Origin of the sequence: Legionella sp. D16C41 (genome assembly GCF_048541585.1) — a bacterium.
Lineage (GTDB): Bacteria > Pseudomonadota > Gammaproteobacteria > Legionellales > Legionellaceae > Legionella_C.
In genome coordinates this window covers 1,039,838-1,064,888 of sequence record NZ_CP183303.1, presented here as the reverse complement: position 1 = coordinate 1,064,888, position 25,051 = coordinate 1,039,838, and the positions used below count along the sequence as shown (strand labels likewise).

The window sequence follows — 25,051 nt, the reverse complement described above, 5'->3', positions numbered from 1 at the left end:
AGTTATTTACACTTAGCAAGAAATAAACAGGTTTCTAATACGGAATCCGGATTTAAAGAGACGCTATCTATTCCTTCTTGCATTAGCCATTGTGCAAAATCTTGATGATCAGAAGGACCCTGCCCACAGATACCTACATATTTACCTTGCTCTTTACAAGTTGAGATAGCCATATGCAGTAGAGATTTGACGGCTTCATCACGCTCATCGAACTGCGCAGCTACAAGCCCTGAATCTCTATCAAGGCCTAAGGTTAACTGAGTTAAATCATTAGAGCCTATTGAAAATCCATCAAAATAATTTAAAAATTTACTTGCTAATAAAGCATTAGAAGGCAACTCACACATCATAATAATACGTAAATCAGCTTTACCTCTTTCTAATCCATTTCGTTTAAGTACTGCAATAACTTGCTCTGCTTCCGTAGTAGTTCTTACAAAAGGAATCATAACTTCTACATTTTTAAAGCCCATCTCCTCTCTAACCCGTTTAATTGCTTGACACTCAAGCGCAAAACAATCTGCAAAATCAGAAGAAACATAGCGGGAAGCACCACGAAAGCCTAACATAGGATTTTCTTCTAAAGGTTCGTAATATTTTCCACCAGCTAAATTAGCATATTCATTTGATTTAAAATCAGACAGGCGTACGATTACAGGCTTAGGATAAAAAGCAGCAGCAATAGTCGCTACACCTTCACTTAAGCGATCAATATAATAGTCAACAGGCGAGGCATAAGCTGCAGTTTTTTCAGTAATGAATGCTTTTAATTCTTTATCTTCTAAATTTTCATATTGAAGTAAAGCTTTTGGGTGAATCCCAATGGTGTTAGAAATTAAAAATTCAAGCCTTGCTAAACCAACTCCTTGATTAGGAATAGCTTGAAATGCGAATGCCCGTTCAGGATTGCCGACATTTAACATTACTTTTAAAGGTAGTTCAGGCATGCTAGCAACATCTAAGGTAACACGTTCAAAAGGTAATAGGCCTTCATAAACGTAACCGGTATCACCTTCAGCGCAGCTTACAGTTACATTATCACCATCTTGGATAGTTTTGGTCGCATCACCGCAGCCCACTACCGCCGGAATACCTAATTCACGGGCAATAATGGCTGCATGGCAAGTACGGCCACCACGATTGGTAACAATAGCGGCTGCTCGCTTCATAACAGGTTCCCAATCGGGATCAGTCATATCAGATACTAAAACATCGCCTGGCTCGACGCGACTTATTTCACTAATATCTTTGATAACTTTAGCTTTACCCTGGCCAATTCGTTGTCCAATACTGCGGCCTTCAACGAGTACCTGACCTTTTGCTTGTAATGAATAACGCTCTAGTTTCTGCTCTGTTTGGCGACTTTTTACGGTTTCTGGCCGCGCCTGTAGAATATAGAGCTTTCCATCTTGCCCATCTTTAGCCCATTCAATATCCATAGGCCGACCATAATGTTTCTCAATAATAAGTGCCTGTCGAGCCAACTCTTCAACTTCTTCATTAGTTAAAGAAAATTTAAAGCGCTCTTTGACATCTACTTCAACTATCTTAACAGTACGGCCTTCTACCTGTTCTGTACAGTAAATCATTTTACTTATTTTACTGCCCAAGTTTCGGCGGATAACAGCTGGCCGGCCAGCATGTAATCCCTGTTTATGTACATAAAATTCATCCGGGTTTACGGCGCCTTGCACAACCATTTCTCCTAAACCATACGAAGAGGTAATGAAAACCACTTCATTAAAGCCTGACTCAGTATCCATAGTAAACATAACGCCGCTAGCCGCTAAATCACTACGTACCATCTGTTGAATACCAGCTGATATAGCAATATCTTTATGGTCAAAACTATGATGGACGCGATAAGCAATGGCACGATCATTAAATAATGAAGCAAAGACATGCTTAATGGCAATAAGCACAGCGTCTAAGCTTCGAACATTTAAAATAGTTTCTTGCTGGCCAGCAAATGATGCATCGGGTAAATCTTCTGCGGTAGCCGAAGAGCGAACTGCCACACTAAAATCACTGTGGTTAATTGACTGAGTGAGCTTCTGATAAGCCGATTTAATTTCCTCCTCAAAAACCGCAGAAAAGGGCGTTTGAATAATGAGCTGACGGATTTCTTTACCCACAGCAACAAGCTCGTCTATATTATCTACATCTAAAGAATCTAGCTTTGCATAGATTTTTTTATCTAGGCCATTGGTTGATAAAAACTCGCGAAATGCATCAGCTGTGGTTGCAAAACCGTGTGGTACTGAAACTCCAAGCTGAGTTAAGTGGCTAATCATCTCACCAAGTGAAGCATTTTTGCCACCTACCTGCTCCAAATCTTTCATACTCAAATAGTTAAATTCAACCGTATGCTTGCTCGTCATAATTGTAGATACCTTAAGGGCCTTAAACTTTAACCATTTTACATTAAATTAATAATTAATGTGAATGAACTTATAGAATATGTTGTGCACTTTAAATTATTGACAATGCTACCTAATTTAAGAACCTGCCTTCAGAGTCGCCACCGATAAGCGAAAGGGATTGATTTTCGCAGACTATAGCGGAGTATATAAAAAACTATGTCAGCAAAGACCCACAAAAAATAATCCTTTAGGCTAGATTAATAGACTTTGAAGATAGGCTCTAAAATTTAGCAAAATCGTGGCGGTAAAAATTTAAACACCTACGTTACAAAATTAATCTTTAAATGAGCTTTATTAACGAAAAAGAACAACTACAAAATTTAGTATAAATTACTTTATAAAGGTTTTATTTAAAGATAATTAGCTTAGTTAGTTGCTTCTAGGCTAGACCTACCCTATATTTATCCTGTTTTTTCTCTAATTATCTTATATACTAATAAGCAACTTGGGTTTGGGTAATTTACATGACTTTATCGACTTTAAATGCTATTTCTCCTATTGATGGGCGTTATCAAAAAAAAACAAGTGCATTAAGCCTCTACTTTAGTGAATTTGCACTTATTTATTACCGCTTATTGGTTGAAGTGCAATGGTTAAAATCATTAGCCGCTAATCCTGACGTTAAAGAAGTACCAGGACTTGATGCAACAGCTAAAACTTTTCTAGATAACGTTATTAGTCAATTTAATGAAGCAGAAGCTGAAAAAGTTAAGCTATTTGAGAAACAAACAAACCACGATGTAAAAGCAATTGAATATTATTTAAAGGATAAACTTAGCCAATGTTCAAATTTAGATAATTGCGCAAGTTTTATTCATTTTGCATGCACTTCAGAAGATATTAATAATTTAGCTTATGCTTTAATGATTAAAGAAGCTATGGCACAGGTTATTCAACCTACACTTGCAGAAATTATCGGTGGAATAATGATGCTAGGTAAGCAACATGGTGATGCAGCCATGCTGGCACGTACTCATGGGCAACCAGCAACACCAACAACAGTTGGAAAAGAATTAGTGAATTTTGTCGCCAGACTTAAACGGCCTCAGCAACAACTTGCTGAAGTACTTATTCCTGCTAAGTTCAATGGTGCTGTAGGAAATTATAATGCACATGTTATTGCCTATCCTGAAGTAGACTGGCGCAAGCATTGTGCAAATTTTGTAACCTCTCTTGGTCTATCTTTTAGTGCTTATACTACACAAATTGAGCCACATGACGGTATAGCTGAAGTTTGTCATATTATGGTACGAATTAATAATATTTTACTGGATTATACTAAAGATATTTGGATGTACATCTCACTTAATTACTTTACTCAAAAAGCAGTAGCTAGTGAAGTTGGTTCTTCCACGATGCCACATAAGATTAATCCAATTGATTTTGAAAATGCTGAAGGTAATTTAGGTTTAGCTAATGCGTTATTTGATCATTTTGCCTGTAAACTAACACAATCACGCATGCAAAGGGATTTATCAGACTCCACTGTATTACGGAATCTGGGTTCAGCTTTTGCTTATAGTTTAATTGCTTATCAAGCTATCGCTAAAGGTAATGATAAACTGCAGATTAACCGCCATGCTTTACAAGCTGACTTAGATTCTAATTGGGAAGTACTAGCTGAAGCTATTCAGACGGTAATGCGTCGCTATCAAATCCCTAATGCTTATGAGCAGTTAAAAACTTTAACCCGTGGACAAGAGCGTATTGACAAAACTGTGTTGTCTAATTTTATTAATTCCTTAGCTATTCCTGAGTCTGCTAAAGAACAATTACTTAGCTTAACACCTGAAAAATATACAGGCCTTGCGGCACAGCTGGTAAAGGCATTTTCATGAGTTTAAGTTCACAGCAAGGCATTACCCAGGAATTTGACGTCTTAGTGTTAGGTTCAGGCCTAGCTGGATTACATTATTGTTTACAGTTGTTAAAATTAAAACCAGATTTAACTATTGCATTAATTAGTAAAGCTTCTTTAAATGAATGTAATAGTAAATATGCGCAAGGCGGTATTGCCGCTGCTGTATCAGGTGAAGATTCTATCGAATCGCATATTCAAGATACATTAAAAGCAGGTGATGGTTTATGCTATGCACCTGCTGTCGAATTTATTATTCGCCAAGGGCCAAATGCAATTAACGAGCTATTGGATTATCCTATTCAATTTATTAAACAAGCTGGCGAATATGTTTTAGCCCAGGAAGGCGGCCATTCACATCGCCGTATTTTTAATAGTGGTGATCAAACGGGTTTGCTTGTTATGCAGACTTTACTCAAGGCAATTGAACATCATCCACAAATTCATTGCTTTGAAGACCATGTTGCGGTGAACCTTATTACCCAATATGAACCGCATACTGTTGAAAATCAAGGTGAGGTTTTAGGGGCCTATATTTTAGATTGTCAAAAAAATGTTATTCATACCTTTCTAGCTCGTTGCGTAATCCTTGCAACTGGTGGTGCGGGTAAAACCTATCGCTACACCACTAACCCTATGGTTTCTACCGGTGATGGAGTTGCAATGGCTTATCGTGCTGGAGCACGAGTAGGTAATATGGAATTTTATCAATTTCATCCCACTCTATTACACCACCATACTTTAAATAATTTTTTAATTTCAGAAGCGGTGCGTGGCGAAGGTGCTTTTTTAAAAAATGCTGAAACAGGCACACGTTTCATGCACCATTATGCGCCTCTACAGCTTGAATTAGCGACACGCGATGTTGTCTCGCGTGCTATCTTTACAGAGATAGAGCAGGGTCAGGCAGGGTTTGTATACTTAGACATTACGCATCAACCAAAAGCATTCTTAAAAAAACGTTTTCCTCATATCTATGCTACCCTTTTAACGATTGGTATTGATATGAGTCAAGACATGATTCCTGTGGTGCCTGCGGCACATTATCAATGTGGCGGGGTCTTAACTGATATCTATGGCCAAACTGACTTAAAACGTCTCTATGCTATCGGGGAAGTTGCTTTTAGTGGCCTTCATGGTGCTAATCGTCTAGCTAGCAACTCTTTACTTGAGGCAATTGTAATGGCCAGTAGCGCAGCTTGTCATAGCTTAACCGATATCGACCGGCCTTTTAAAAATTTAGATAATATTGATAATTGGAATTCACCTAGCGAAGTTAATACTCGGCGAGCCAGCCAGATTAATGCTCATTGGCGAGGCTTAAGAGGTGAAATGACATCTTATGCCGGTATCGTTCGTACTGAGGCAGGTCTGCAAGATTTACTACAATTAATTATAAAACGGCAACAGATTATTGAAGAATATTATTGGAAACATTGTATAACACGAGACTTTATTGAGCTGCGTAATATTATATTAAATGCAGAGCTTATTGTGCGGGCTGCCCTTGCTCGACGTGAATCACGCGGGGGTCACTATCGGGAAGATTTTCCAGAAAAAGATAAGCAAGCGAAAGAAAGTATTTCTCGACTTAATTTACCGCTTAATCCATTTATTTAATGAGATATAATTTTATGTTTAATAACTCTGAAATTTATTATCCTGAACGGACATTAATGCATATTACCAATGATATGCAAATATGTCAGAGTGATTATCCTCTTGATTGGTATCAACCAGAATTCACCCCCTATGCGGAGGAATATCAGGCTCTTCCAGATCGCAAATTAACCACTATATTAGATTGGATGACGCCTTATATGAAAAAGGCACAAGCGCACTTTGGTGATAAATTACTGTTGTTAGCTCACTATTATATGGGTGGAGAAATAGTTCGACTAATAGAGCAGTTTGGCGGGCAAATTGGCGATTCTTATCAATTAGCTTTAATGGCCGCTAATAATCCACAAAAATCAGTTATTATTGAATCAGCAGTGCATTTTATGGCTGAGTCTATTAGTATTTTAGCTAACAACCATCAACAGGTTTATATTACCAATCCTAAATCAGGCTGTACCATGGAAATGCTTGCAAAAGACTTTATGGTTGAACCGGCCTTTATGGATTTAAACGAACGTTATGGTAAAAATAATATTTTACCGGTTTGCTATATGAATACGTCTGGTCGTGTTAAAGCCATGACTGGTGCTCAGGGAGGTGCAGTTTGTACTAGTTCTAATGTTAAAAAAATTTTTCGTTGGGCTAGAGAACAAAATAAAAAAATTCTTTTTATTCCTGATCAGCATATGGGAGAAAATGTTGCCTACTGGTTAGGTATTAATAATATTGCTTACTGGCCAGGCGGAACTGCAGGTGCACAGTACTCTTTATATAATCAAGATCAAAAAACCTTGGATCAATTTGATAAAGCAGAGCTTATTTTATTTGCTAGCCATTGTGCTGTTCATACTCACTACATGCCAGCTATGTGCGATTACTGGCATAATTTAGGTTACACGACTGTCGTTCATCCTGAATGTCGTAATGACGTGATTCGTGTAGCTCAACATGCAGGTTCTACCGCCTTTATCTGGGACTTTGTGGTCAATGATCGTGCTGGTACTAAGCATTATGCTATTGGTACTGAAAATCATATGGTTGAAAATGTTAGGCAATATTGTAAAAACTTAGGTATTACTGTTGTTAATTTAGCTGAAGCCCCCCTTAACGCACATGAAAAAGCGCTGGGATGCGGTTGCGCTACCATGTCACGTAATGATCCACCTCATTTAATAGCCTTGCTTGATCTATTACGACAAGGTAAAACTATGCCTTATAATGAGGTTAAAGCAGGCGATATGGTCAATGAATTCACAGGTGCTCGCCACCGCTTAGAATTAAATGACCAACAATGGGTTATTGACAATGCTAAAAAAGCCTTACAAAAGATGATTGAGATTACAGAAGCTAAATAGACTATAAAATAATTGTCCCTTTTATTCCTATAAGAAAATGATAAGAGAGGGATAGTTAATTTTCTTAAATAAACTCTAGCGACAAGCGCAAATGTGGTAAGTTAAATCTATATAAGACAGGCAATAAAGTATATTCATAAAAACGTTTTATACATTACTCTTTACCTTTGTTTTTAAAAATAAACGATATTTCACCATTACGCTCTAAAATAGCTTTATCGATTCTGCTTAGATCATCCGTACTATGCTGTGTTCTAAGTGATTGTAAAATATCATTTTCTGTAATACGACAACAGTTTAAACTATCCCATTTATACTTTCCTTGATCAATAATGATCATTTTTTCGCCTTTAATATATTTGCCGATATACTGACTTTTATAAGATAAATAAGCCAATATTCGATGTACAAGGACAATAATGGCACAAGCAACCATAGCAGGTAATAAAGGTAAATTATTGACAACTGCCTCGCTTAAAATGGCGCCAAGAATAATGGAAATAATAAAATCAAACGTAGAATATTCACCGAATAAACGCGCGGAGGTTGCTCGAAATAAAAACAAAGAATAAAAAGTAATAATGACGCTACGTAAATAAAGCTCATAATTAAGCAGTTTGCTAAAACCAATAAGCTCATCCATTATTTATAGCCAGCCTTTATGCTTAAAATACTTATAAGGCAGCCAAGCGGAAACAAGCATCATTAAAATCGCTATTTCATATCCCCATTTAAATGATAACTCAGGCATAAACTGAAAATTCATACCATAAATACTAGCAATTAAAGTTGGGGGTAGAAAAATGACCGCTGCAACTGAGAAAATTTTGATAATGGCGCTTTGCTCAATACTAATCATACCTAAGGTGGCATCTAGTAAGAAGTTTATTTTATTTGAAATAAAGCTAGCATAATCACTTAAAGAACCTAAATCTCTTAATAGATTAAGCAATCTTATTTTGCTTTCTTTATCCATTTGGCTATCTGATGATTGTCTGAAAAAAACAACTAAGCGATTAAAGTTAATTAAACTTTCTCTAACTTTTGCAGTTAAATTACTTTTTATACCAATATTTTGCATTACTCGTTGATAATCAGGTCTATTTTTAGTGCCGTGAGTATAGTCATGCTGAAAAATATAATTTGAATAATCATCTAAATGCTGACCTATATATTCTAATATGTCTGCAAGCCTATCTACCGTAGCTTCTAGAAGTGTGATTAAAATATCGGTTGGACGATATTCTTTAGTAGCCTTTAGAAGGCCATTGCTTAACATTTTAAATGATTGAGGCTCAATATAGCGAATAGTGATTAATTGGCTAGCTGTTAGGGCAAATGTTACAGAATCATATTTAGGATTAATAGAAGCAGATTGAGCAATCATCACCGCTGTCATAAACAAAACATTATTTTCTGTATATAAGCGACTAGATATTTCAATTTCTCGCATTTCCTCTTGCGTTGGGATTTCTATAGCTAATGCCTCTTCAACCCAGGTTTCTTCTTCTTTAGTTGGGGCAAATAAATCTATCCATATAGCTTTATCTAATAATGATAAATTATGTGCATTAATGATTTCTGGTTTAAAATGAGTATCATATAAATAGGAAATTATCATGTCTAAACCTCAATAGGCGGATTTTTAAAGTATACAGCTTAGTGGGTAACGCTATACTTTATTAAACATTTTATATTAAGCTAGAGGTTACCAAAAAACCACAAGCATTACAGTATTTAGCTTCTTTATTATCTTACAATCAATGCTTATTAACAGTCTTTTATAATGATTTTTTGGTATATTTACTCGTTAAAATTATTTAAAAAATTCAACCATTAAAGGTTGATGGTGATCATTTACTTGGTATCATTAGAGGCCGTATTAATGTTTTGCAGCAATATCATTATTTCTTGCAAACCTATTTAGTGGTATAAAAAAAAATTTAGTTTACATAATTTATGTATAATTAGCTTGGCTATTTTTTGTAGTTTCATTTATCAAAGGATAAATAACATTATATTTAGGAGGTTTTATGTTAGGACATTATTTATTAAGAGAGCTAAATCATGGCATGCTAGCTATGAAGGCAGAAAACCCTGATCCCTATGAACCAATGCCTAATGGTACACCAGAGCCAGAACCAGATAATTTGCCCGAGCCAGAACCTGTTAAAAAACCTGAGCCTCTATCAGATTAATTTACTACTATAATTTAATTTTAAGCGCGAAAAAGAACTCTCCATGGAAATTTCCTTATACTCTGCTGAAGAATGTGAGCGCATTGCCAAAGCAGCCTCATTGCGTTATGTCAAAGATACTATGCCTGGTATTACACGTAAAAAAAATGGCAAGCATTTTGTATATTATTATCCTAATGGCGAGCGCATCACTGATAGTAAAGAATTAACCCGTATTAATGCCTTAGCTATTCCGCCTGCTTATAAACAAGTTTGGATCTGCCCCTATGCCAATGGCCATATTCAAGCGACTGGGCGGGATGCTAAAAATAGAAAGCAGTACCGCTATCATAAACTATGGCAACAAGAGCGTCAGCAAAAGAAATTTCATACCATGATTGATTTTGGACGTACTATTTTTAAAATTCGAGAACATATTGATCAAGAACTTGCCAAATCCATTCAACTTAATAAAAGCCAAGTTATATGTTCAATAATCTATCTACTTGATAGCTTTTTTATACGTATAGGGAATGCCATATATGCTAAGCAAAATAAATCTTATGGCCTGACTACACTGCGTAAAAAACATTTAACGATTGAATATAATAAAGCTATCTTAGAATTTATTGGTAAAAATGCTAAGCCCTGGCATATTGTCCTCAAAGATAAAAAAATTATTCGAATTCTAAAAAAGTGTGAGACTATTCCTGGTTATGAGTTATTTAAATATTTTGATGATCAAAACCAGTTAAATATCATCACTTCACAAGATATTAATGCTTACTTACAAGATTTAACTGGGCATAGCTTTACAGCAAAAGATTTTCGTACCTGGGCAGCTTGTCGAGAGACTTTAAGCCGACTAATTAAATTAGAAGATGTTGAACAGACACTACTTAAAGACGTTATTCAAGAAGTAGCAGAACTCCTTGGTCATACACCAGCAATTTGTCAAAAAAGCTATATTTATTCTGAGATTATTGATTGGTGGAAAGAAAATCGTTTTTCAGCATGGCGTATAAAACAAGGGAAAAAAATTGAGAAGCTTAATGAAGATGAGTTACTCTTATATTGGCTAGAACAAAATTGTAAAACTACCTGTTAACGAATTTCATTCTAAATTATAAATTAGATTTATATCTAATAAGTTGCTAAAAGGAAATTTAAGCAGGTTACAGACTAAATTGTAAACTCATGTCATAATTACAGTAACTGCTTAATGATTTTAATTAGGAAGTAGATATGGAAAAGGTTAAAATTAACTTCACTGAGAATGAAGTTACAGCTATTACCTCCTTTGTTGGTTTAGCATCTAAAATTCTTAATGTAGATACTATTATTAATAAAGGATTGACCGTTACTGAATGGAATTTTCTAGCTAAATTAATGGAAGTTGATGTTTTACTGGTTCCAGATGAACGAGGCAATATTACCCCTATTTCACCTTCATCAATAGTTAAAAAAATTGAAAAAACAGTGAAGCAAAAATAACGGGCTTATTTTCGTTCACTGTATAGTAAAAAAGTTAACTAGATTTTTTGCCACGCCCTGACCCAGATTTTTTACCACCACCACTGTCTTTATTTACGGTAGCCCAGGCTCGCTTTTCGGCTTCTTTTTTCCCAACACCTCGCTTTTCATAACCTTCTTCAATATGTTCAGCTTGGCGTTTTTGCTTATCTGTATACTTTGATTTATCCCCTCTACTCATATAAGCCTCCTATTTTTAAGTAGTAAAAGAAAGCAATTTAAATATTTAGAGATTTTCAATTTTCTAAAAATATACAAAAAAGATAATAAAGTTTATTAAATTAATCATGCATTTTGTTAAATTCATTCCACTCAAAATCTATATAATCTTCAAGCATTTTCTTAATTTCTTCTTGTACACCAGCTAAGGTACTATACTCTGTATGAAATTTCTGGGGTGGATGATCATTTTTATCCAAAAGACATTGTACATATCCATCTGCCTTATATAATTTATTGTTGCTTTTATCTGAATCGATATTGTAAACAACTTTAAACCCTTTATAGATATATTCAGGCATCTTATATCCTTTTTAAATCAAGACTGCAAAGCTTTAAGCTTTGCAGTCTATTTCGGTCAATCAACTCTTTTACAATTCATTCCCCATACAGCACCAAAACAACAAGCAATTGCACCAATAAAAAATAGTGCAAACACTATAAAGGCGCTGACAGCTAAGCTTTCAGGTGAAGCTGCTACTGCATTTTGGCCGCCATTTCCAGCTTGAGTAGAAGTAGCTGTTAATGAGTTTGCTGCTGTAGCCATAGTATTATTTTTAGCCCCAACTGTACTACCACCTGTATGTGCCATAGTGTTAGTATAGTTTGATACATAATTTCCAATATGGGCAGTAACAATAGCACTTAATAACAGCGATAACGTCCAAGTAGTAAAGCCATAAATAATGCCAGTATTCCTTTTAGGAGCATAGTGACGCCCTAAATAGCCGGCGGTATAACCAGCTGCTACCATAGACGCAATAATACCAATTAACATACCAATTAAGCCACCAACAGCAACGGCAGTAGCACCAGTATTACTGTTTACTGTAAAAGCAGTAAGGCCAATAGCAATACCGAATAAATTTAAAAGAAATCCTAAACCTACTCCTACAAGAGCACCCACGAAAACAGCGCTCCAAGAAATACGTTTTCCATAAGGATATCTATTCCCTGCAACTGTATCATCCATATGGCCATGATGTGGCATAGGATCAACAACAGTATGTTCTTTCATCATAATACTTTCCTTAGTCTTATTTATACTGTATTAAAAAATACGTGCTAGTAACCAAATTATCACTAATATACTTAATGGAACGCCTAGTAACCAAGCGAGTAAGTACTTAAGCATAATTGTCTCCTTGTTGTTATAACAATTAAATACCAAGATATAATTTTCTCATACCGTTTAATGCCGTAGATAAACCTATCTTAGTCATCTGCTTTAACCACTGTTGAAGATTCATCCTTTTACCACTTTCCCAACCAGCAATGAAAGAAGGCACAAGCAGAGAGACTACAGCTAATTTATGATTATTAGCGAGTCTATTAAAATACTGCTTATGTTGTGCTAACTGCACTTGACTGTTTTGAACTTTTAAGCTCGTGCTGATTATCCGCGCCATTAGTTCTTTCTTGGAGCTCATGAGCACCTCTCACTTTATGATTTACAAAACAAGCCCGTGTTTTCTCAAAACTCATTTGACGTACATTGCTAATTAAGCGTTTAACTACTATAGCCAAAATAATAGCGTTAAGTAGCAACACTGCTACTATACCTAGCCAAACATGCCCGCTTAATACAGCTACGATGTAGCCTATTAAAGTCATTGTAGAAAACCAGATAGTTAGCAATAAAATTGGCAACAAAGCCAAATTGATGAATAAGGGATAAATATTTAATCCCGCTAGCTTCGCTTCCAGCTTAAATAGAGCCCAAAAGTTCTTGGCAAACTCTATTTTGCTGGAAATAAGCCCTTCTAGATGTTCAAAGAATTTCATTATTTTTTAAGCAATGCTGAAATAATGAAACCAATACCACCTGCAATTAACAAAGAAGTAAGTGGCTTTTCTTTAACAGTTTTAACCAATTCATCTGAATATTCTTTTAAACTCTCTTGAGCTTCAGATACTTTTTTCATACTTTCTTCATAAATTTCACTTGCTTTTTCTTTTGTCTGCTTGTAAATCTCTTCTGCTTTATCCTTACCTTGCTCATAGGCTTGATTTACTCTGTCTTTTCCTTCTTCATACATATTGCTTGCAGAATTTTTAGCATCTTTAAGATTATCGTGCCCGTTATTTCTTTCAATAGCCATAATACTATCCTTCTCTGTTAACGATATTAACCTACCCAAGTAAAAGTATTTTTACTTAAGCACCTTTTGCCCAAACAATTAATAAAATCAAAATCATGCCGCCTTTTAAAGTCTAGTCTTTATTGAGAAATATTTGTATTATTATTTTCATTATTATTTTGTTTAATGTTATTAGCGTCTTTAACAGTTAAAGATGATTTAACTGATTTAATACCTTTTACATTTTTTACTATATTTATAATATTATTACGTTGCTCTTGTGTATCAACATTACCGGCTAAATAAACAACTCCGTTTTTCGTTTCAACACTTACAGGCCAATACTCTATATCTTTATCACCAAATAATTTTTCCTTCATAAGAGTGCCTTTTACCCTTGCGGTAGTAAAAGTATCTGCTATTGGAGATTTACTATCTTTAACTAATAAGTTATCCGCATCTACATCATCTACACCTTCAACAGACTCAGCAAGTGCAATTGCTCGCTCATAAGCCATATCAGTATCAACTTTACCTTTTAAAACTACGCGATGATTTGTTGTGGTTATGCTAATAGCCTGATTATTTACTAGTGGCGCCTTTTGATAAAGCGCTTTAATTTGATTGGTAATTGCTGCATCATTTATTTCAGCATTTTGTCCATTAGTGCTAGTACTTGTCGCTGATGTTGTCTTACCCTGGCTAGAATTAGTTGCAGGGGTGGTTACTGTTGTAGTACTTTGAGTTGAAGAGTTAGTTGAAGTATTGGCTTGTGATGCAGCAAAATTCAATAATGGATAAGTGGTAGCTAATGCTAGCGCACTAAAAAACAAGCCTTTCTTTAACATAAGTCTCTCCTTTATTATTCTTAACTTTAAGAGCTTAAAGTAACAGATTAATTCTAACTCCAAACTATCGTCACAATATATAACTCAAATGATGTGACCATTTTAAGTTAATTCATAATGCAAATTCTGTCAATAATTATAAGACGTTAAACTAAGTATAGGCCATAAATGTTTTTCTTTTAGTGCTTAGCTTTATCAGTTATTTATCTATAGTAATCGTCAATAGCCGCAGTAAATTGAGTATCAGCAAAATTAGGCCAATTGTCTTTATCAAAACCAGGAGCATTTTTTAGCCTATCTTTATCGATATTAATAATAAAGCAATCATCTGCTGGGTCATAAGTAAATAAATGCCAAGGAAGAGCAAAGAATTTATTACCAAAACTTAAAAATCCACCAAAATCAAGAACAACATAATTAACTTTGCCAAATACTTTATCAATAACGATATCATTAACAGTACCTAAACGTTCATGCGCTGTGCTTTTAACATCGACACCGGTAACTTCGCTAGCCTTAACTACACTCCTGTTACTCATAGTGAACACTCCTTATTAATACAGTTATAGATAGTCAAAATAAAACATACTTTACCTAGTTTAATAGCTAGTAAAATCTAATTAGTTTTATTGAGAGTCATTATTAGTTGTTAATGGTGCTGAATTATTTTGTTTATGAGCTAACCACTCATCATCATGAGTAAAAATGTAGCGGCAGGCATGCTCAATAAAAAAATCTCGATAACGAATACCAGCCCATTCACAATAAGCAGTAATTTCATTATAAACTGCTTCACTCATGCGGATACGAAATTGGGTCTTTTTCTCAGTAGCAGGTTCCCGAGTAATAAGCATTGTCCTCTCCTTCCCAATTCACTACTTATGCAGGTTATATAGTATATATCGACTTAAGGTTAGACATCCTTTATCTTACTTAAGACAATATGGCAGAAAATATTATTCATTTGTATGAAACTTTAATAGGTTAGTCAATAGCTAATGATTTAAGCTTTTTAATAAACTATTTTAAGTGTTAACAACAATTTTAGTCTATATATAATGAATTTTTCAATATTATCAAGTTATTAAAAAAGAAAGATAGATTATATTGTAGAGATTAGCAATAATACTTTAAAGATTAAGTAGTAACTTAATATATTTAGGCAAGCATTAACTGTTATTTACTAAGTTAGATTTATTAAGCAATCTAGCTATTGATTTAAAACTAAGTTGTATTAGGAGAATTATAATGGATAAGGTTTCCACTCGAAAAATTAGTGCTATTTTAAGCAGTCAACATCGAGTAGAGCGTGTTTTTAACAAATTAACTCAGACAACAGTTGCAAGGCATGACATTACTATTCAAGGAACTCCTGCTGACTTAGCTGATAAGTTTGGTGAGCAGTATGTGGAACCAGATGTGGTGCAAAGAAGTGCCGATGCTCCTAAACAAGAGCCCTACCTTGCTGACGATTTTGGCTGGCTTAAAGGTTTTGCTTTTTCAATACCAATGTTTATAGGAATTGTCGTTGGTGTCTTTATTATTGGTGATGTTCAGTCACTTACAGATAACCTACTTTTTGGCTTTCTTGGTGCATTAATTGGCGGTGCAATTGGTTATGTTATTTCACGCTTTATTACCATTAGCCGCGAAAACGCTCACCGTAAACAAGCAAATCAAGGTGGGTTTGTTATTTGGATTACTATTAATAATGAAAACCAAATCAATGAAGTTATGAATATTTTAAAAAAATATGGTGCTGATAATATAAAAATAGAATAAATAATAAAGGGATTAACTTACATACAGAAGTTAATCCCTTTATAAAATTAAATAGGCAAGACTTTCAGAATTAATAGCACTATTAAAATTAAAACTAGTAAACCTATAATTCCTGATGGCCCATATCCCCAGCCACTACTATAGGGCCACGCAGGTAATACTGCTGCTAAGAGCAGAATTAGAATTATGAGCGCAATTAGACTCATGTCAACTCCTTGTATTATTACCCACGTAAATTATAGCAGTTTATACAAAAAAATTTATTATTTTTAAAATCTTGTCTATGCTTAACATGAGATTTCTTTAAAGCTGTAAGTTTTGGTTTATTTTAGTAGATCAAAATTGGAAATCATTTATTTAAAGTAAACAATTTATAGCAACAAGGAGAAATAAAATGGATGTCACAGGAAGGACTACTGGCACAGGCACTGGCTCTCAAAACTTTCAAAATAATCTTGGCGCCGGCTCAAATCAAGGTCTTGGAGGAGATACGTCTTCTAAAAGCGGTAATTTAAGTGGGGCGACAAGCGACTTTTTAAAAGAAGGTAAAAAAGTTGCTAATGAATTGTATGAAGAAGGTAGACAACGAGTTTCTGACATGCAAGACTCAATTCGTACTTATTCTGATGAGTTAATTAAACAAGTACATGCTAAACCAATGACAACTTTATTAATGGCTGCTGGTGTAGGTTTTATTTTGGCTACTCTTTTACGTCGTTAAAAAACTGCTCTGTTTTAACTTTATTAGTTAAAACAGAGCAAGTCCTAAAATCAAACTAATCAATACATTGCTTAATTTTGATGAATCGTCAACTGCGGAAAAGGTATTTCTATCCCTTCCTGATCAAACCTCTTTTTAATAAGTTCTTGTAAATAATCTTTTGTCGCGCTTAAGGCATCGTTTTTAACCCATGCCTGTAATTTAAGCTCAACACCGGACGCTGCAAAATTATTAATAATTACTTTTGGCTCGGGATCAGGAAGAACTTCTTCACATTCATTAGCAAGCTCAAGTAATATTTTTTTTATAAAAGTAATGTCGCAACTATACGCAACACTGATAGAGATTTCTGCACAGCGAGTAGGAAAAAAACTTAAATTAGTGATTTCAGATTTAATCATAGTTTCATTAGGAACCCGCACAAGCTTACCATCTGATGAGCGCAATTTTGTTGATAACAAATCAATAGATACAACGGTACCAATTATACCTTTAACATCAATTGTATCACCGACGCGAAAAGGATGCTCAAATAATAGAAATAAACCGCTAATTAAGTTTGAAGCTGCAGTTTGTGAAGCAAAACCCAGTGCTACTGTAATAATTCCTGCTGTACCTAATAAAACTTTTAAATTAAAACCTAATTCTTGAATAGCATTAACAAAAAATAAAGCTAATAATATGTGAAAAATTAGGCGCTGAGTTAGCATTGCCTGATGTTGCGAAAAACGCTTACAGATTGTACTTCTTGCCAGTGAGCTAACTTTCTTAGCTATAAAATAGCCGATAATAATACTTCCTAAAGCGTAAAGAATATTAACTAAATGGATGTAATTAAAAATACTCACTTCCTATTCCTAAACAGTTTATCATGAAACATTTGCCACAAGGCGGTGATCTATTATGTCATAATTTATAGGTATAAGGTGAACTAGAAAGAATTTTTTATATATCTACTCTGATAACAAATTCCTCAATTTTATATAAGTTCCTACCTTTCTACCAATGCGTCTTAGTGATTCACGAAATACAATTGTCTGACAGCTCACTAGATTCTGCGGATAAACCGCAGAACGTAGGCGGTAGATTAAATTCCACGTTTATTTCCTTATCGTGCATCTCAGCCCTAAGCAAGTAGAAACGATGTGAGACCTGGGTTTCGGCCCGGTAGGCCTATACCCAGGCTAATAAGTACACAAGAAATCATAACCCTACGTACCGCGACTTGTTCGCGGTATCCAGTCTGCTGCAATTTCATTGGATCCTACGGACAAGCTCCAGGACGTAGGCTAAAGTAAATTAAGATAAATAATCCGTATTAATAAATTCCTAAATATATCTGTGTCTTAAATAAATTTATTAAGTAAGTTTGCGTAATTGCTAAGAACAGACTAAGCTTTCCTTGTGCACCGCAACATCTAGGGAGAGAACTATGAATCAACAATATTTTCAGCGTTTAACTCAGATAATTAGGAATGTACAACAACCTTTACAGGCAATGACTGAACTTAATATTAAAACTATGCGCAATTTAAGTTACCTTAAGCCTGAAGAATTAGTTCACATTAAACCAGAAGAACTTTTTGAAAAGCAAATTAATCTAGCCATTGAAAACGGTCATAAAACGCTTGATTATATGCAAAAAAGCTTTGAAATTTTAGAAAAAGCTTTTTTCGCGACTAATGATAAGCTAAGAGAATCAACTAACTCTTTAACTGAAGCAACCTATCCTGGCAATAATATGGGTATGGGTAATAAATCATCAGCAAATCCTGCTAATATGATGATGGATATGGCACAAACTGTTCTTGATCCTCTATCTAATCCTATGATGAACGTAGCTAGAGAAGTGTTTAATCCTACTGTTCCAATGCAAGAAATGATGCAGTCTACTTCTAGCCGCTCTAATCAAATGAGAAGTAAATCTAAAACTAAACAAGCAGGCTCAGGCTCAAGTTCACGTAGCACTAAACAAGCTAGTTCAAGCTCTACTGGTAAAAGTGCAAGTAAAAAAGCTAGCTCAAGCTCTGCTGGTAAAAGTGCAAGTAGAAAAGCTAGTCCAAGCTCTACTGGTAAAAGTGCAAGTAGAAAAGCTAGTTCAAGCTCTGCTGGTAAAAGTGCAAGTAGAAAAGCTAGTTCAAGCTCTGCTGGTAAAAGTGCAAGTAGAAAAGCTAGTCCAAGCTCTACTGGTAAGAGTACAAGTAGAAAAGCTAGTTCAAGCTCTACTGGTAAAAGTGCAAGTAGAAAAGCTAGTTCAAGCTCTGCTGGTAAGAGTGCAAGTAGAAAAGCTAGTTCAAGCTCTACTGGTAAAAGTGCAAGTAGAAAAGCTAGTTCAAGCTCTGCTGGTAAAAGTGCAAGTAGAAAAGCTAGTTCAAGCTCTGCTGGTAAGAGTGCAAGTAGGCAAGCTAGTTCAAGCTCTAATGGTAAGAGTGCAACTAAACAAGCAAGCAGCTCTAATCGATCTAGATCATCTAATAGTCGTAAACAAAAGAAGCAATCTTCTATAAGCAGGCCAAGCACATCTACTGGGATAAGTGCTAGGTTATAGTAGATAAATATAAGTAGATAAACATAAGCGGTAGAATTACCGCTTATGTTTCTAAATAGCATTTTATTTATTTTTAAGTATTATTTTTTGCCTTAGATAGGTAAAATATTTAAAATAAAAAGGTTCAAAAAGAAATCTTTAAAAATTAAAAGCTTATTAATTAATTTTAATTTTAAAATATCCCTCAAATGAAATTAAGGTAATAATTTTCTGCCAAATTTATTGAAATTTATTTCATTTCGTGTAATATTTGTCCACCTATGAAAAGAACATTACTATATCTTACCCTTCTTGCCATTAGTGTTATTGCAGCAACTGCCGGCTTAATTGTATGGGAATTAAATAAACCTACACCCGCACCACTGGTGCTTAAAGAGTCATCTTTTGCTAAGTTACCAGGTTGGAATGAGGCTAATATTAAGAAATCGCTATCGGCTTTTCAAATTTCCTGTAAGACTTTCTTACGGCAAGATCCTGAGCGAGCAGTTGGTAGCCAAAAAATTCCTTTAAAAGTTAAAGATTGGCATCCTGCTTGTAAAGAGGCTCTAACACTTAGTGAAGTGACAGAAACAAGCGCCCGTAACTTTTTTCAGAAGTGGTTTAAACCTGTAGAATTTTATACTAAAGAATCAGTTCAAGGTCTTTTTACAGGATATTATGTCCCTTTACTGCATGGTAATTTAACTAAAACTGATGAATATAATGTTCCAATTTATGGTTTACCTTCTAATTTAATTACCATTAATTTAGGAGATTTTAGCGCTGATCTTACTCCAAGAAAAATCGTAGCACGAATTGAAAATAACAAAGTTTTACCTTTTTATGACAGAGAAGCGATTAATAAAGGTGCCTTAAAAGATAAAGCTCCAGTGCTGGTGTGGATTAATAGCCATATAGATAGAGTATTTTTAGAAATTCAGGGTTCAGGCATTGTAAAGCTTCCAAATGGAGAAAACTTATATTTAAACTATGCTGGTGAAAATGGCGCTCCTTATACCTCTGTTGCACAAGTATTAATTGATAAAGGTATTATGACTAAAGATAATGCTTCTATGCAACGTATTAGGGCTTATTTAGAAGCGCATCCTAAAGAAATTCATCCTGTACTTAATCGTAATAAATCTTTCGTCTTTTTTCGTACTTTAAAACATACTTCTGCTATGGGTGCACAAGGTGTTGCACTGACACCTGGTTACTCCTTGGCAGTAGATAGAAAATGGATTCCACTAGGAGCTCCAATGTGGCTTGATACAACCAGGCCTAACAAGCATTCTGATAAGGGTGCAAAATTACAGCGCTTGATGATAGCTCAAGACACAGGCGGCGCAATCCGTGGCGTCGTACGAGGAGATGTATTTTGGGGTGCAGGTGATAGAGCAACCTTTATTGCTGGAAAGATGAAGAATAAAGGTCGCTATTGGCTACTTCTACCTCGACATGCTATTGAATCTTTACCCAAAAAGCTTAGTTAAAACTACGAATCCTGTTAACGAACTAATAGATAATTTGTTTGTTTAAAAGCCGGTGCATCTATCTTTAAAAGCGTCTGAATGAAATTAGAGTCTAACAAACTTGTAGTTTCATCATTTTCAGCAGGTGCATCTGCTGGCATATCTTTATTAGGGCCATCTTGCTGTATAGGTGTATTAATAATAGGAGCAGGTGCCTTTAATGCTTCTTCTAGGCTGATAAATTTATAGCCATTTTTTTCAAACATATCGAGCACATCGCCTAAGAAGTAGCTATTTAACAAATTAGAATGAACTAATAAAATTTGTTTAGTGTTAGTTTGATTCTGCCCTTTAGCTTGTGCTTCGGCTCTTAATATTTGTTTCTGAACATACGCTAAATAACGTTTTTTAAGGCCTCCTAAACCTTGCGGCCGTAATCGATAAGGAATAGCATATACTCGCGCGTTAAATTGATAATCTTTACTATCTATGGTTATGGGCGCAATAATATAATGATGAGCAGCTAAATAATCATAAACTTTTTGTCGCTTTGCACCTGTCCCCTCAGCTAAATAAGGATAACGAAAGTATTTAGGGCCATTAAAAAGAGGTTGAATAATTTGATCTGCTTTATCTACATCAGCAATATATTTCTCTGCAGATATTCTAGCCAAGTTCATATGGGTGTAGGTATGGTTGCCTAGAATAAAACCTTTATCGCGAAATAATTCTAATAACTGCCATTGATCTTTACCAATGGAACCCGCAATAATAAAGCCTGTCGCCGGAACTTTATGATCAATTAAAGTTTGAACTATTTGCATAAAGCGGTCATGGGTTCGTTGCACGTCAGCCGGTGTCTTAGATCTTGAGCCTACTAAAGGCAAATCATCAATGGTAATAGCTACTTCTTTAGTCTGTCCATTGATTTGTCCATTAGTCTGCCCAGCATCCTGGCCAAAGCATAGAGAATAAAAAGCTAGACTAAACCAAAATATAAAAGCCAATTTTATTTTGCACATTGCAATTCCTTACTGGTGGTTTTTTGTTGATTTAATCTAAAAAATTAACCTAAAAAATCGCAACTACCTCTTTAGTAATATCACAAATTAAAATCTAAACAATAGCTTAATCACTTATAAATTCTAACCACTCTAACTGCCATAATTTATATAAAAATTGCTGATTCTCTTTTTTATCGACGAGTAGGACCATTTCCTTTAAGTTTAGATATCGATTATTAGCAATTTTTTTAATTAATTCTGGATTAACAGCATTAGTTTCCCAATACTGCCCATTAATAAATAATACTGGTAAACTTGTTTGTTCATCATTAATGTAAGCGAAACGACACAAAGGATTAAAAGTTATTTGACTTGCTTGTTTTAATTGGCTAAGAAATTGAGCTAATTTTCTCTTTTTAGTATTAACAGGTAATAAGGTTTCTGCTTGTCTATCTAGCGTAGTAACAAAGCAACCAAACCATTGACGCAATAATTTTTCATCTGCAAGCACTTCTTGTAATAATTTTTTAGCTTGTAACCAAGCTTGCTCAGGGATTTCTGCAGGAGCTTTTAAACTAGACCATGATGGATCTTTATATAATACATCATTGCTTTTATTAAATGATAAATAATCAGCTAAGCTATCCCACATTTCAAAAGCGCTGTAGCTTCGATAGCCAAAAGAGTAAGTCATACAATCATTTGATAAGGCTATACCATAGTGTCCTATATGTGGTGGCAGATAAAGCAAATCACCTTCATTTAAAATGAGTTCCTGCTCTATTTCAAACTGTTTCATAATACGTAATTGAACATTAGATAAGTAGTTATCTGGATGACAGTTTTGCGTCGTAAGTAGCCATTTCCGAGATCCCTGCGCCTGATATAAAAATACATCATAATTATCATAATGTGGCCCTACGCTACCGTTTTCTACTGCATAACTAATCATTACATCATCAACACGCCATTGTGGTAAAAAATTAAAATACTCTAAAAGAGTGTTAACTTCTGGAATAAATCGGTCAACGCCCTGAACGAGTAAAGTCCAATGAGTTTTTGGTAATTTAGCAAAATCTTTTTCTTTAAATGGCCCACGTCGTAAGTGCCAATAAGGAGACTCTTTTGGGGTTTCTAATACTATACGGCTTTCTATCTCCTCTTCCATCGCCAACCCTGCTAATTCATCTGCTGATAATGGTTGCTTGAAATTTGGCAGTGCATTTTTTAATAAAAGTGGTTTTTTCTGCCAATAATTATTTAAAAAATCACTTACAGTTAGTGTCACAAAATTTATCATTTATTTACGCCTTGATTATTTTTTATAAGAAAAAATACTATTTTAATTTATTAGTCTTCTCTAGAAACTGTCATTATCAATGAATCTCAAGCAAAAAAGCACTGCAAAATACTCGCTTAATCTAGATAAACTGCGCCTTTTAACGCCTATTTGTTTGACTTAATTTTGGATCTAACAGCTTCTAAAATAGATATTTTAGGGCATTAATTTAGCTGGAAAATTATTTAGGAATTTTTAAATTTTCGCCTACCTAAAAGTTATTGTTAAATTATTGATAAATAAATAGTAATTAATTTAAATAAACTTAAATTGTTAAAACTTATCTATTTTTTATCATTAAATTAGCAAAAATTATTGCTCATTATTTAAATTAATTGTCTATAATTTAAACTGAAAAAACCATTGGAGGGTCAACTTATGGCTACTTCAGCATTTAGACAAATTAGCTTGTTACCAAGTCTCATTATCTCATCCTTCTTATTTACTGCAACAATAAGTGAGCAAGCCAAAGCCGAATCAGTTAATGTTCCAGCAAAAGGCATGCAACTTGCCTGGTATGGCGGTCATGGTTGGGGCGGCTGGGGTCATCATGGCTGGGGAGGCTGGGGTCATCGTGGCTGGGGCGGTTTTGGTTACGCACCTATAGGCCTTGGTTTAGGCTTTGGAGGTTTTCCAGGTTATTATGGAGGTTTTGGACCAGGTTGGGGTGGTTGGGGCCCTGGCTATAATTATGTCAATTGGGGACCATCTTATTATGTTGGTTGTCAAAAACGTTGCTTTGTTAATCGTTGGAATCGATTAATTTGCTCAACAAGTTGTTATTAATTTAACTCTTAAATTAGAAAAGTTACTGAGTTGTAAATAGCATAGTCTATGTAAGAGCAATTACAGTAACTTTTCTGTTATCTAATTTAAAAACCTTTCTTTTTTTATTTAGCAGTTAAAATTTATTTCTTAAATGTAAAACTAGTTTAATTTCTAAATGTCAGTGTTAGTCTATCAATCGTATTAAAAACTAAGAAAATAGCGCTATTTCTTATAGTTAAATTAATCGTCTAAATAAGCTTTAATAGCTTATTTGGATAGTTTTTCTATTTGGCAACAACTCTTAAAACCTTATTGTAGTCAAACAGAAATAGAAAATTATTTTAAATTTAATTCATAAGGAATCACCATGCCAAGATCTATTTTTTTCTTTAAAACGAAGGTAAAAAATTCTATTAGTTTAGACAATCCTGACTCCATAATTAAACAAATCTTAAGAGAAATTAATGAATCTAAAAAATCAGAAAATACTTATATATTAAAAGAATTAATTTATGAAAAAAGAAGTGCTTTTTTAAGAGAAATAAATACAGCTTCCAGTGAAAACAAGCGTCAGGATTTAATTTATGCTTATTTAAATTTTGCAAAAACACTTGAATCTTGTATCTTTGACAATAAAAATGGCTTAAAGCATATCAGCAAATACTATACTTCATCTAATTATCGCTTTATTTATTTAGATAACCCAGCTAAAGATCAAGCGTATAAAATCGTAAATAACTTAGCCGTTGCGGGCACTATTGCAAGTTTGGGAATACTAACTGTAAGCGCTATAGCTTTAGGTCTTGGCTTCCCTGTCCTTGGTATGATTGGTTTAAGCTTAGCTTTTACTATTCTTATGCCTAGCTTATTTTATTTAGCAATTGAAACTTTGCCTAAACAAATCAAAACTTTGAAAGCCGAAGCAGAGGTCTTTAAAGCAGCACTGAACGTTAATTCTTCTGACGTAGAATTAAATGCTATTAATAAAGAGAGATGTAACGATGAAGATATGGCTAATACTCCTGTTATTTCTATTGCTTAATCAGGACTTTATTAATTCATGCTTTGCATCATGATTACAACTTTCTTACATGAAAAATTATTATTTTTCAGCTATCATTAGTTTTTTTAATTCGTAATAGATCAGGGAAGTTTTGGAGCCCTGGTGAAAGGCTTGATTTGAGTGTCGTTTGGATTAAAATACTACTGAAAAGTGAAGTGTAACTTTGTATATGAGCATTCTTAGGTATTATTTTCATTCAAAATGCTTCAAATGAAGCCTTTCAGTGAGCGGGTGATCTATTACTTTAATTCAGGAGCAGAT

28 protein-coding genes and 1 pseudogene are annotated in these 25,051 nt (G+C 34.5%); 12 read left to right on the top strand and 17 right to left on the bottom strand.

Annotated elements, in window-relative coordinates; translation table 11 throughout:
• Positions 1-2 precede the first annotated feature (2 nt).
• Positions 3-2,381, bottom strand: a complete 2,379-nt coding sequence (gene ppsA, locus ACNVED_RS04680; RefSeq protein WP_419420603.1) for a phosphoenolpyruvate synthase — start codon at positions 2,379-2,381, stop codon at positions 3-5.
• A gap of 506 nt (positions 2,382-2,887) precedes the next feature.
• Here ppsA and purB point away from each other — a divergent pair.
• Genes purB through nadA form a run of 3 tightly spaced genes read left to right on the top strand, consistent with a single transcriptional unit; the run spans position 2,888 to position 7,256 of the window.
• Entirely contained in the window at positions 2,888-4,261 is a 1,374-nt protein-coding gene (gene purB / locus ACNVED_RS04675) for an adenylosuccinate lyase (protein ID WP_419420602.1), read from the top strand.
• On the top strand, positions 4,258-5,901 hold the full coding sequence (gene nadB / locus ACNVED_RS04670; RefSeq protein ID WP_419420601.1) for an L-aspartate oxidase: 1,644 nt from the start codon (positions 4,258-4,260) through the stop codon (positions 5,899-5,901). The genes purB and nadB overlap by 4 nt, the downstream gene beginning before the upstream one ends.
• Positions 5,902-5,915: 14 nt before the next feature.
• Positions 5,916-7,256 (top strand): quinolinate synthase NadA, encoded by a 1,341-nt coding sequence (gene nadA / locus ACNVED_RS04665; RefSeq protein ID WP_419420600.1) that lies wholly within the window; start codon positions 5,916-5,918, stop codon positions 7,254-7,256.
• A 154-nt stretch (positions 7,257-7,410) separates the two neighbouring features.
• On the opposite strand, the gene ACNVED_RS04660 is transcribed toward nadA, so the two are convergent.
• Both ACNVED_RS04660 and ACNVED_RS04655 read right to left on the bottom strand, forming a co-directional pair.
• A complete protein-coding gene (locus tag ACNVED_RS04660; protein ID WP_419420599.1) occupies positions 7,411-7,899 on the bottom strand; it encodes a DUF421 domain-containing protein in 489 nt (162 codons plus the stop codon).
• A gap of 3 nt (positions 7,900-7,902) precedes the next feature.
• Positions 7,903-8,877: a magnesium transporter CorA family protein gene (locus ACNVED_RS04655; protein ID WP_419420598.1), complete on the bottom strand. Its 975-nt coding sequence runs from the start codon at positions 8,875-8,877 to the stop codon at positions 7,903-7,905.
• Between the two features lie 412 nt (positions 8,878-9,289).
• On the opposite strand from ACNVED_RS04655, the gene ACNVED_RS04650 reads away from it, so the two are divergent.
• The 3 genes from ACNVED_RS04650 (at position 9,290) to ACNVED_RS04640 (ending at position 10,927) form a co-directional block, all read left to right on the top strand.
• Complete coding sequence (locus ACNVED_RS04650; protein ID WP_419420597.1) at positions 9,290-9,454, top strand: hypothetical protein; 165 nt, start codon at positions 9,290-9,292, stop codon at positions 9,452-9,454.
• Positions 9,455-9,497: 43 nt separating this feature from the next.
• Positions 9,498-10,541: a DNA topoisomerase IB gene (locus ACNVED_RS04645; protein WP_419420596.1), complete on the top strand. Its 1,044-nt coding sequence runs from the start codon at positions 9,498-9,500 to the stop codon at positions 10,539-10,541.
• 137 nt (positions 10,542-10,678) lie between these two features.
• Positions 10,679-10,927, top strand: a complete 249-nt coding sequence (locus ACNVED_RS04640; RefSeq protein WP_419420595.1) for a hypothetical protein — start codon at positions 10,679-10,681, stop codon at positions 10,925-10,927.
• A 34-nt stretch (positions 10,928-10,961) separates the two neighbouring features.
• On the opposite strand, the gene ACNVED_RS04635 is transcribed toward ACNVED_RS04640, so the two are convergent.
• From ACNVED_RS04635 to ACNVED_RS04595, 9 genes are all read right to left on the bottom strand, one after another.
• Positions 10,962-11,147, bottom strand: coding sequence for a hypothetical protein (locus tag ACNVED_RS04635; RefSeq protein WP_419420594.1), 186 nt, complete (start codon positions 11,145-11,147; stop codon positions 10,962-10,964).
• Positions 11,148-11,247: 100 nt separating this feature from the next.
• On the bottom strand, positions 11,248-11,487 hold the full coding sequence (locus ACNVED_RS04630) for a hypothetical protein (protein ID WP_419420593.1): 240 nt from the start codon (positions 11,485-11,487) through the stop codon (positions 11,248-11,250).
• Positions 11,488-11,543: 56 nt separating this feature from the next.
• Positions 11,544-12,206, bottom strand: a complete 663-nt coding sequence (locus tag ACNVED_RS04625) for a hypothetical protein (protein ID WP_419420592.1) — start codon at positions 12,204-12,206, stop codon at positions 11,544-11,546.
• 139 nt (positions 12,207-12,345) lie between these two features.
• The gene (locus ACNVED_RS04620) at positions 12,346-12,549 is read right to left on the bottom strand and encodes a hypothetical protein (protein WP_419420591.1); all 204 of its coding nucleotides are present in this window, start codon (positions 12,547-12,549) and stop codon (positions 12,346-12,348) included.
• Complete coding sequence (locus ACNVED_RS04615; RefSeq protein ID WP_419420590.1) at positions 12,530-12,970, bottom strand: hypothetical protein; 441 nt, start codon at positions 12,968-12,970, stop codon at positions 12,530-12,532. Before ACNVED_RS04615 ends, ACNVED_RS04620 begins: the two co-directional genes overlap by 20 nt.
• Positions 12,970-13,287, bottom strand: coding sequence for a DUF883 family protein (locus ACNVED_RS04610; protein ID WP_419420589.1), 318 nt, complete (start codon positions 13,285-13,287; stop codon positions 12,970-12,972). The genes ACNVED_RS04615 and ACNVED_RS04610 overlap by 1 nt, the downstream gene beginning before the upstream one ends.
• 119 nt (positions 13,288-13,406) lie before the next feature.
• Complete coding sequence (locus ACNVED_RS04605; protein WP_419420588.1) at positions 13,407-14,114, bottom strand: BON domain-containing protein; 708 nt, start codon at positions 14,112-14,114, stop codon at positions 13,407-13,409.
• A gap of 203 nt (positions 14,115-14,317) precedes the next feature.
• Positions 14,318-14,653: a PRC-barrel domain-containing protein gene (locus ACNVED_RS04600; protein ID WP_419420587.1), complete on the bottom strand. Its 336-nt coding sequence runs from the start codon at positions 14,651-14,653 to the stop codon at positions 14,318-14,320.
• 87 nt (positions 14,654-14,740) lie between these two features.
• Positions 14,741-14,968 (bottom strand): hypothetical protein, encoded by a 228-nt coding sequence (locus tag ACNVED_RS04595; protein WP_419420586.1) that lies wholly within the window; start codon positions 14,966-14,968, stop codon positions 14,741-14,743.
• Between the two features lie 394 nt (positions 14,969-15,362).
• On the opposite strand from ACNVED_RS04595, the gene ACNVED_RS04590 reads away from it, so the two are divergent.
• Complete coding sequence (locus tag ACNVED_RS04590; protein WP_419420585.1) at positions 15,363-15,896, top strand: hypothetical protein; 534 nt, start codon at positions 15,363-15,365, stop codon at positions 15,894-15,896.
• Positions 15,897-15,943: 47 nt separating this feature from the next.
• On the opposite strand, the gene ACNVED_RS04585 is transcribed toward ACNVED_RS04590, so the two are convergent.
• Positions 15,944-16,102 (bottom strand): DUF3309 family protein, encoded by a 159-nt coding sequence (locus ACNVED_RS04585; RefSeq protein WP_419420584.1) that lies wholly within the window; start codon positions 16,100-16,102, stop codon positions 15,944-15,946.
• Positions 16,103-16,290: 188 nt separating this feature from the next.
• Here ACNVED_RS04585 and ACNVED_RS04580 point away from each other — a divergent pair, with 188 nt between their 5' ends.
• Positions 16,291-16,617 (top strand): hypothetical protein, encoded by a 327-nt coding sequence (locus tag ACNVED_RS04580; protein WP_419420583.1) that lies wholly within the window; start codon positions 16,291-16,293, stop codon positions 16,615-16,617.
• Positions 16,618-16,688: 71 nt separating this feature from the next.
• Here the strand turns inward: ACNVED_RS04580 and ACNVED_RS04575 are convergent, their stop codons facing one another.
• Both ACNVED_RS04575 and ACNVED_RS04570 read right to left on the bottom strand, forming a co-directional pair.
• Positions 16,689-17,465 (bottom strand): mechanosensitive ion channel family protein, encoded by a 777-nt coding sequence (locus ACNVED_RS04575; protein WP_419420582.1) that lies wholly within the window; start codon positions 17,463-17,465, stop codon positions 16,689-16,691.
• 278 nt (positions 17,466-17,743) lie between these two features.
• Positions 17,744-17,875: a hypothetical protein gene (locus ACNVED_RS04570; protein WP_419420581.1), complete on the bottom strand. Its 132-nt coding sequence runs from the start codon at positions 17,873-17,875 to the stop codon at positions 17,744-17,746.
• Positions 17,876-18,049: 174 nt separating this feature from the next.
• On the opposite strand from ACNVED_RS04570, the pseudogene ACNVED_RS04565 reads away from it, so the two are divergent.
• A pseudogene (locus ACNVED_RS04565) lies at positions 18,050-18,322 on the top strand (phasin family protein); the annotation flags it as partial.
• Positions 18,323-19,425: 1,103 nt separating this feature from the next.
• The gene (locus tag ACNVED_RS04560; RefSeq protein ID WP_419420580.1) at positions 19,426-20,637 is read left to right on the top strand and encodes a murein transglycosylase A; all 1,212 of its coding nucleotides are present in this window, start codon (positions 19,426-19,428) and stop codon (positions 20,635-20,637) included.
• A gap of 14 nt (positions 20,638-20,651) precedes the next feature.
• On the opposite strand, the gene ACNVED_RS04555 is transcribed toward ACNVED_RS04560, so the two are convergent.
• Both ACNVED_RS04555 and ACNVED_RS04550 read right to left on the bottom strand, forming a co-directional pair.
• Positions 20,652-21,638, bottom strand: a complete 987-nt coding sequence (locus ACNVED_RS04555) for a polysaccharide deacetylase family protein (protein WP_419420579.1) — start codon at positions 21,636-21,638, stop codon at positions 20,652-20,654.
• 106 nt (positions 21,639-21,744) lie between these two features.
• Complete coding sequence (locus ACNVED_RS04550) at positions 21,745-22,920, bottom strand: JmjC domain-containing protein (RefSeq protein ID WP_419420578.1); 1,176 nt, start codon at positions 22,918-22,920, stop codon at positions 21,745-21,747.
• A 417-nt stretch (positions 22,921-23,337) separates the two neighbouring features.
• Here ACNVED_RS04550 and ACNVED_RS04545 point away from each other — a divergent pair, with 417 nt between their 5' ends.
• Positions 23,338-23,745: a hypothetical protein gene (locus ACNVED_RS04545; RefSeq protein WP_419420577.1), complete on the top strand. Its 408-nt coding sequence runs from the start codon at positions 23,338-23,340 to the stop codon at positions 23,743-23,745.
• A 349-nt stretch (positions 23,746-24,094) separates the two neighbouring features.
• The gene (locus ACNVED_RS04540) at positions 24,095-24,769 is read left to right on the top strand and encodes a hypothetical protein (protein WP_419420576.1); all 675 of its coding nucleotides are present in this window, start codon (positions 24,095-24,097) and stop codon (positions 24,767-24,769) included.
• The last annotated feature ends 282 nt before the right edge of the window (positions 24,770-25,051 follow it).

Bases quoted from the DNA above. Each gene is read 5' to 3' on its own strand.
- ACNVED_RS04635 (WP_419420594.1), bottom strand. From the start codon at position 11,147: ATGAGTAGAGGGGATAAATCAAAGTATACAGATAAGCAAAAACGCCAA.
- purB (WP_419420602.1), top strand. From the start codon at position 2,888: ATGACTTTATCGACTTTAAATGCTATTTCTCCTATTGATGGGCGTTAT.
- nadB (WP_419420601.1), top strand. From the start codon at position 4,258: ATGAGTTTAAGTTCACAGCAAGGCATTACCCAGGAATTTGACGTCTTA.
- ACNVED_RS04595 (WP_419420586.1), bottom strand. From the start codon at position 14,968: ATGCTTATTACTCGGGAACCTGCTACTGAGAAAAAGACCCAATTTCGT.
- ACNVED_RS04655 (WP_419420598.1), bottom strand. From the start codon at position 8,877: ATGATAATTTCCTATTTATATGATACTCATTTTAAACCAGAAATCATT.
- ACNVED_RS04615 (WP_419420590.1), bottom strand. From the start codon at position 12,970: ATGAAATTCTTTGAACATCTAGAAGGGCTTATTTCCAGCAAAATAGAG.
- ppsA (WP_419420603.1), bottom strand. From the start codon at position 2,381: ATGACGAGCAAGCATACGGTTGAATTTAACTATTTGAGTATGAAAGAT.
- ACNVED_RS04630 (WP_419420593.1), bottom strand. From the start codon at position 11,487: ATGCCTGAATATATCTATAAAGGGTTTAAAGTTGTTTACAATATCGAT.
- ACNVED_RS04650 (WP_419420597.1), top strand. From the start codon at position 9,290: ATGTTAGGACATTATTTATTAAGAGAGCTAAATCATGGCATGCTAGCT.
- ACNVED_RS04570 (WP_419420581.1), bottom strand. From the start codon at position 17,875: ATGAAATTGCAGCAGACTGGATACCGCGAACAAGTCGCGGTACGTAGG.
- ACNVED_RS04540 (WP_419420576.1), top strand. From the start codon at position 24,095: ATGCCAAGATCTATTTTTTTCTTTAAAACGAAGGTAAAAAATTCTATT.
- ACNVED_RS04645 (WP_419420596.1), top strand. From the start codon at position 9,498: ATGGAAATTTCCTTATACTCTGCTGAAGAATGTGAGCGCATTGCCAAA.
- ACNVED_RS04585 (WP_419420584.1), bottom strand. From the start codon at position 16,102: ATGAGTCTAATTGCGCTCATAATTCTAATTCTGCTCTTAGCAGCAGTA.
- ACNVED_RS04625 (WP_419420592.1), bottom strand. From the start codon at position 12,206: ATGATGAAAGAACATACTGTTGTTGATCCTATGCCACATCATGGCCAT.
- ACNVED_RS04550 (WP_419420578.1), bottom strand. From the start codon at position 22,920: ATGATAAATTTTGTGACACTAACTGTAAGTGATTTTTTAAATAATTAT.
- ACNVED_RS04660 (WP_419420599.1), bottom strand. From the start codon at position 7,899: ATGGATGAGCTTATTGGTTTTAGCAAACTGCTTAATTATGAGCTTTAT.
- ACNVED_RS04545 (WP_419420577.1), top strand. From the start codon at position 23,338: ATGGCTACTTCAGCATTTAGACAAATTAGCTTGTTACCAAGTCTCATT.
- ACNVED_RS04605 (WP_419420588.1), bottom strand. From the start codon at position 14,114: ATGTTAAAGAAAGGCTTGTTTTTTAGTGCGCTAGCATTAGCTACCACT.
- ACNVED_RS04640 (WP_419420595.1), top strand. From the start codon at position 10,679: ATGGAAAAGGTTAAAATTAACTTCACTGAGAATGAAGTTACAGCTATT.
- ACNVED_RS04560 (WP_419420580.1), top strand. From the start codon at position 19,426: ATGAAAAGAACATTACTATATCTTACCCTTCTTGCCATTAGTGTTATT.
- ACNVED_RS04580 (WP_419420583.1), top strand. From the start codon at position 16,291: ATGGATGTCACAGGAAGGACTACTGGCACAGGCACTGGCTCTCAAAAC.
- ACNVED_RS04590 (WP_419420585.1), top strand. From the start codon at position 15,363: ATGGATAAGGTTTCCACTCGAAAAATTAGTGCTATTTTAAGCAGTCAA.
- ACNVED_RS04600 (WP_419420587.1), bottom strand. From the start codon at position 14,653: ATGAGTAACAGGAGTGTAGTTAAGGCTAGCGAAGTTACCGGTGTCGAT.
- ACNVED_RS04555 (WP_419420579.1), bottom strand. From the start codon at position 21,638: ATGTGCAAAATAAAATTGGCTTTTATATTTTGGTTTAGTCTAGCTTTT.
- nadA (WP_419420600.1), top strand. From the start codon at position 5,916: ATGTTTAATAACTCTGAAATTTATTATCCTGAACGGACATTAATGCAT.
- ACNVED_RS04610 (WP_419420589.1), bottom strand. From the start codon at position 13,287: ATGGCTATTGAAAGAAATAACGGGCACGATAATCTTAAAGATGCTAAA.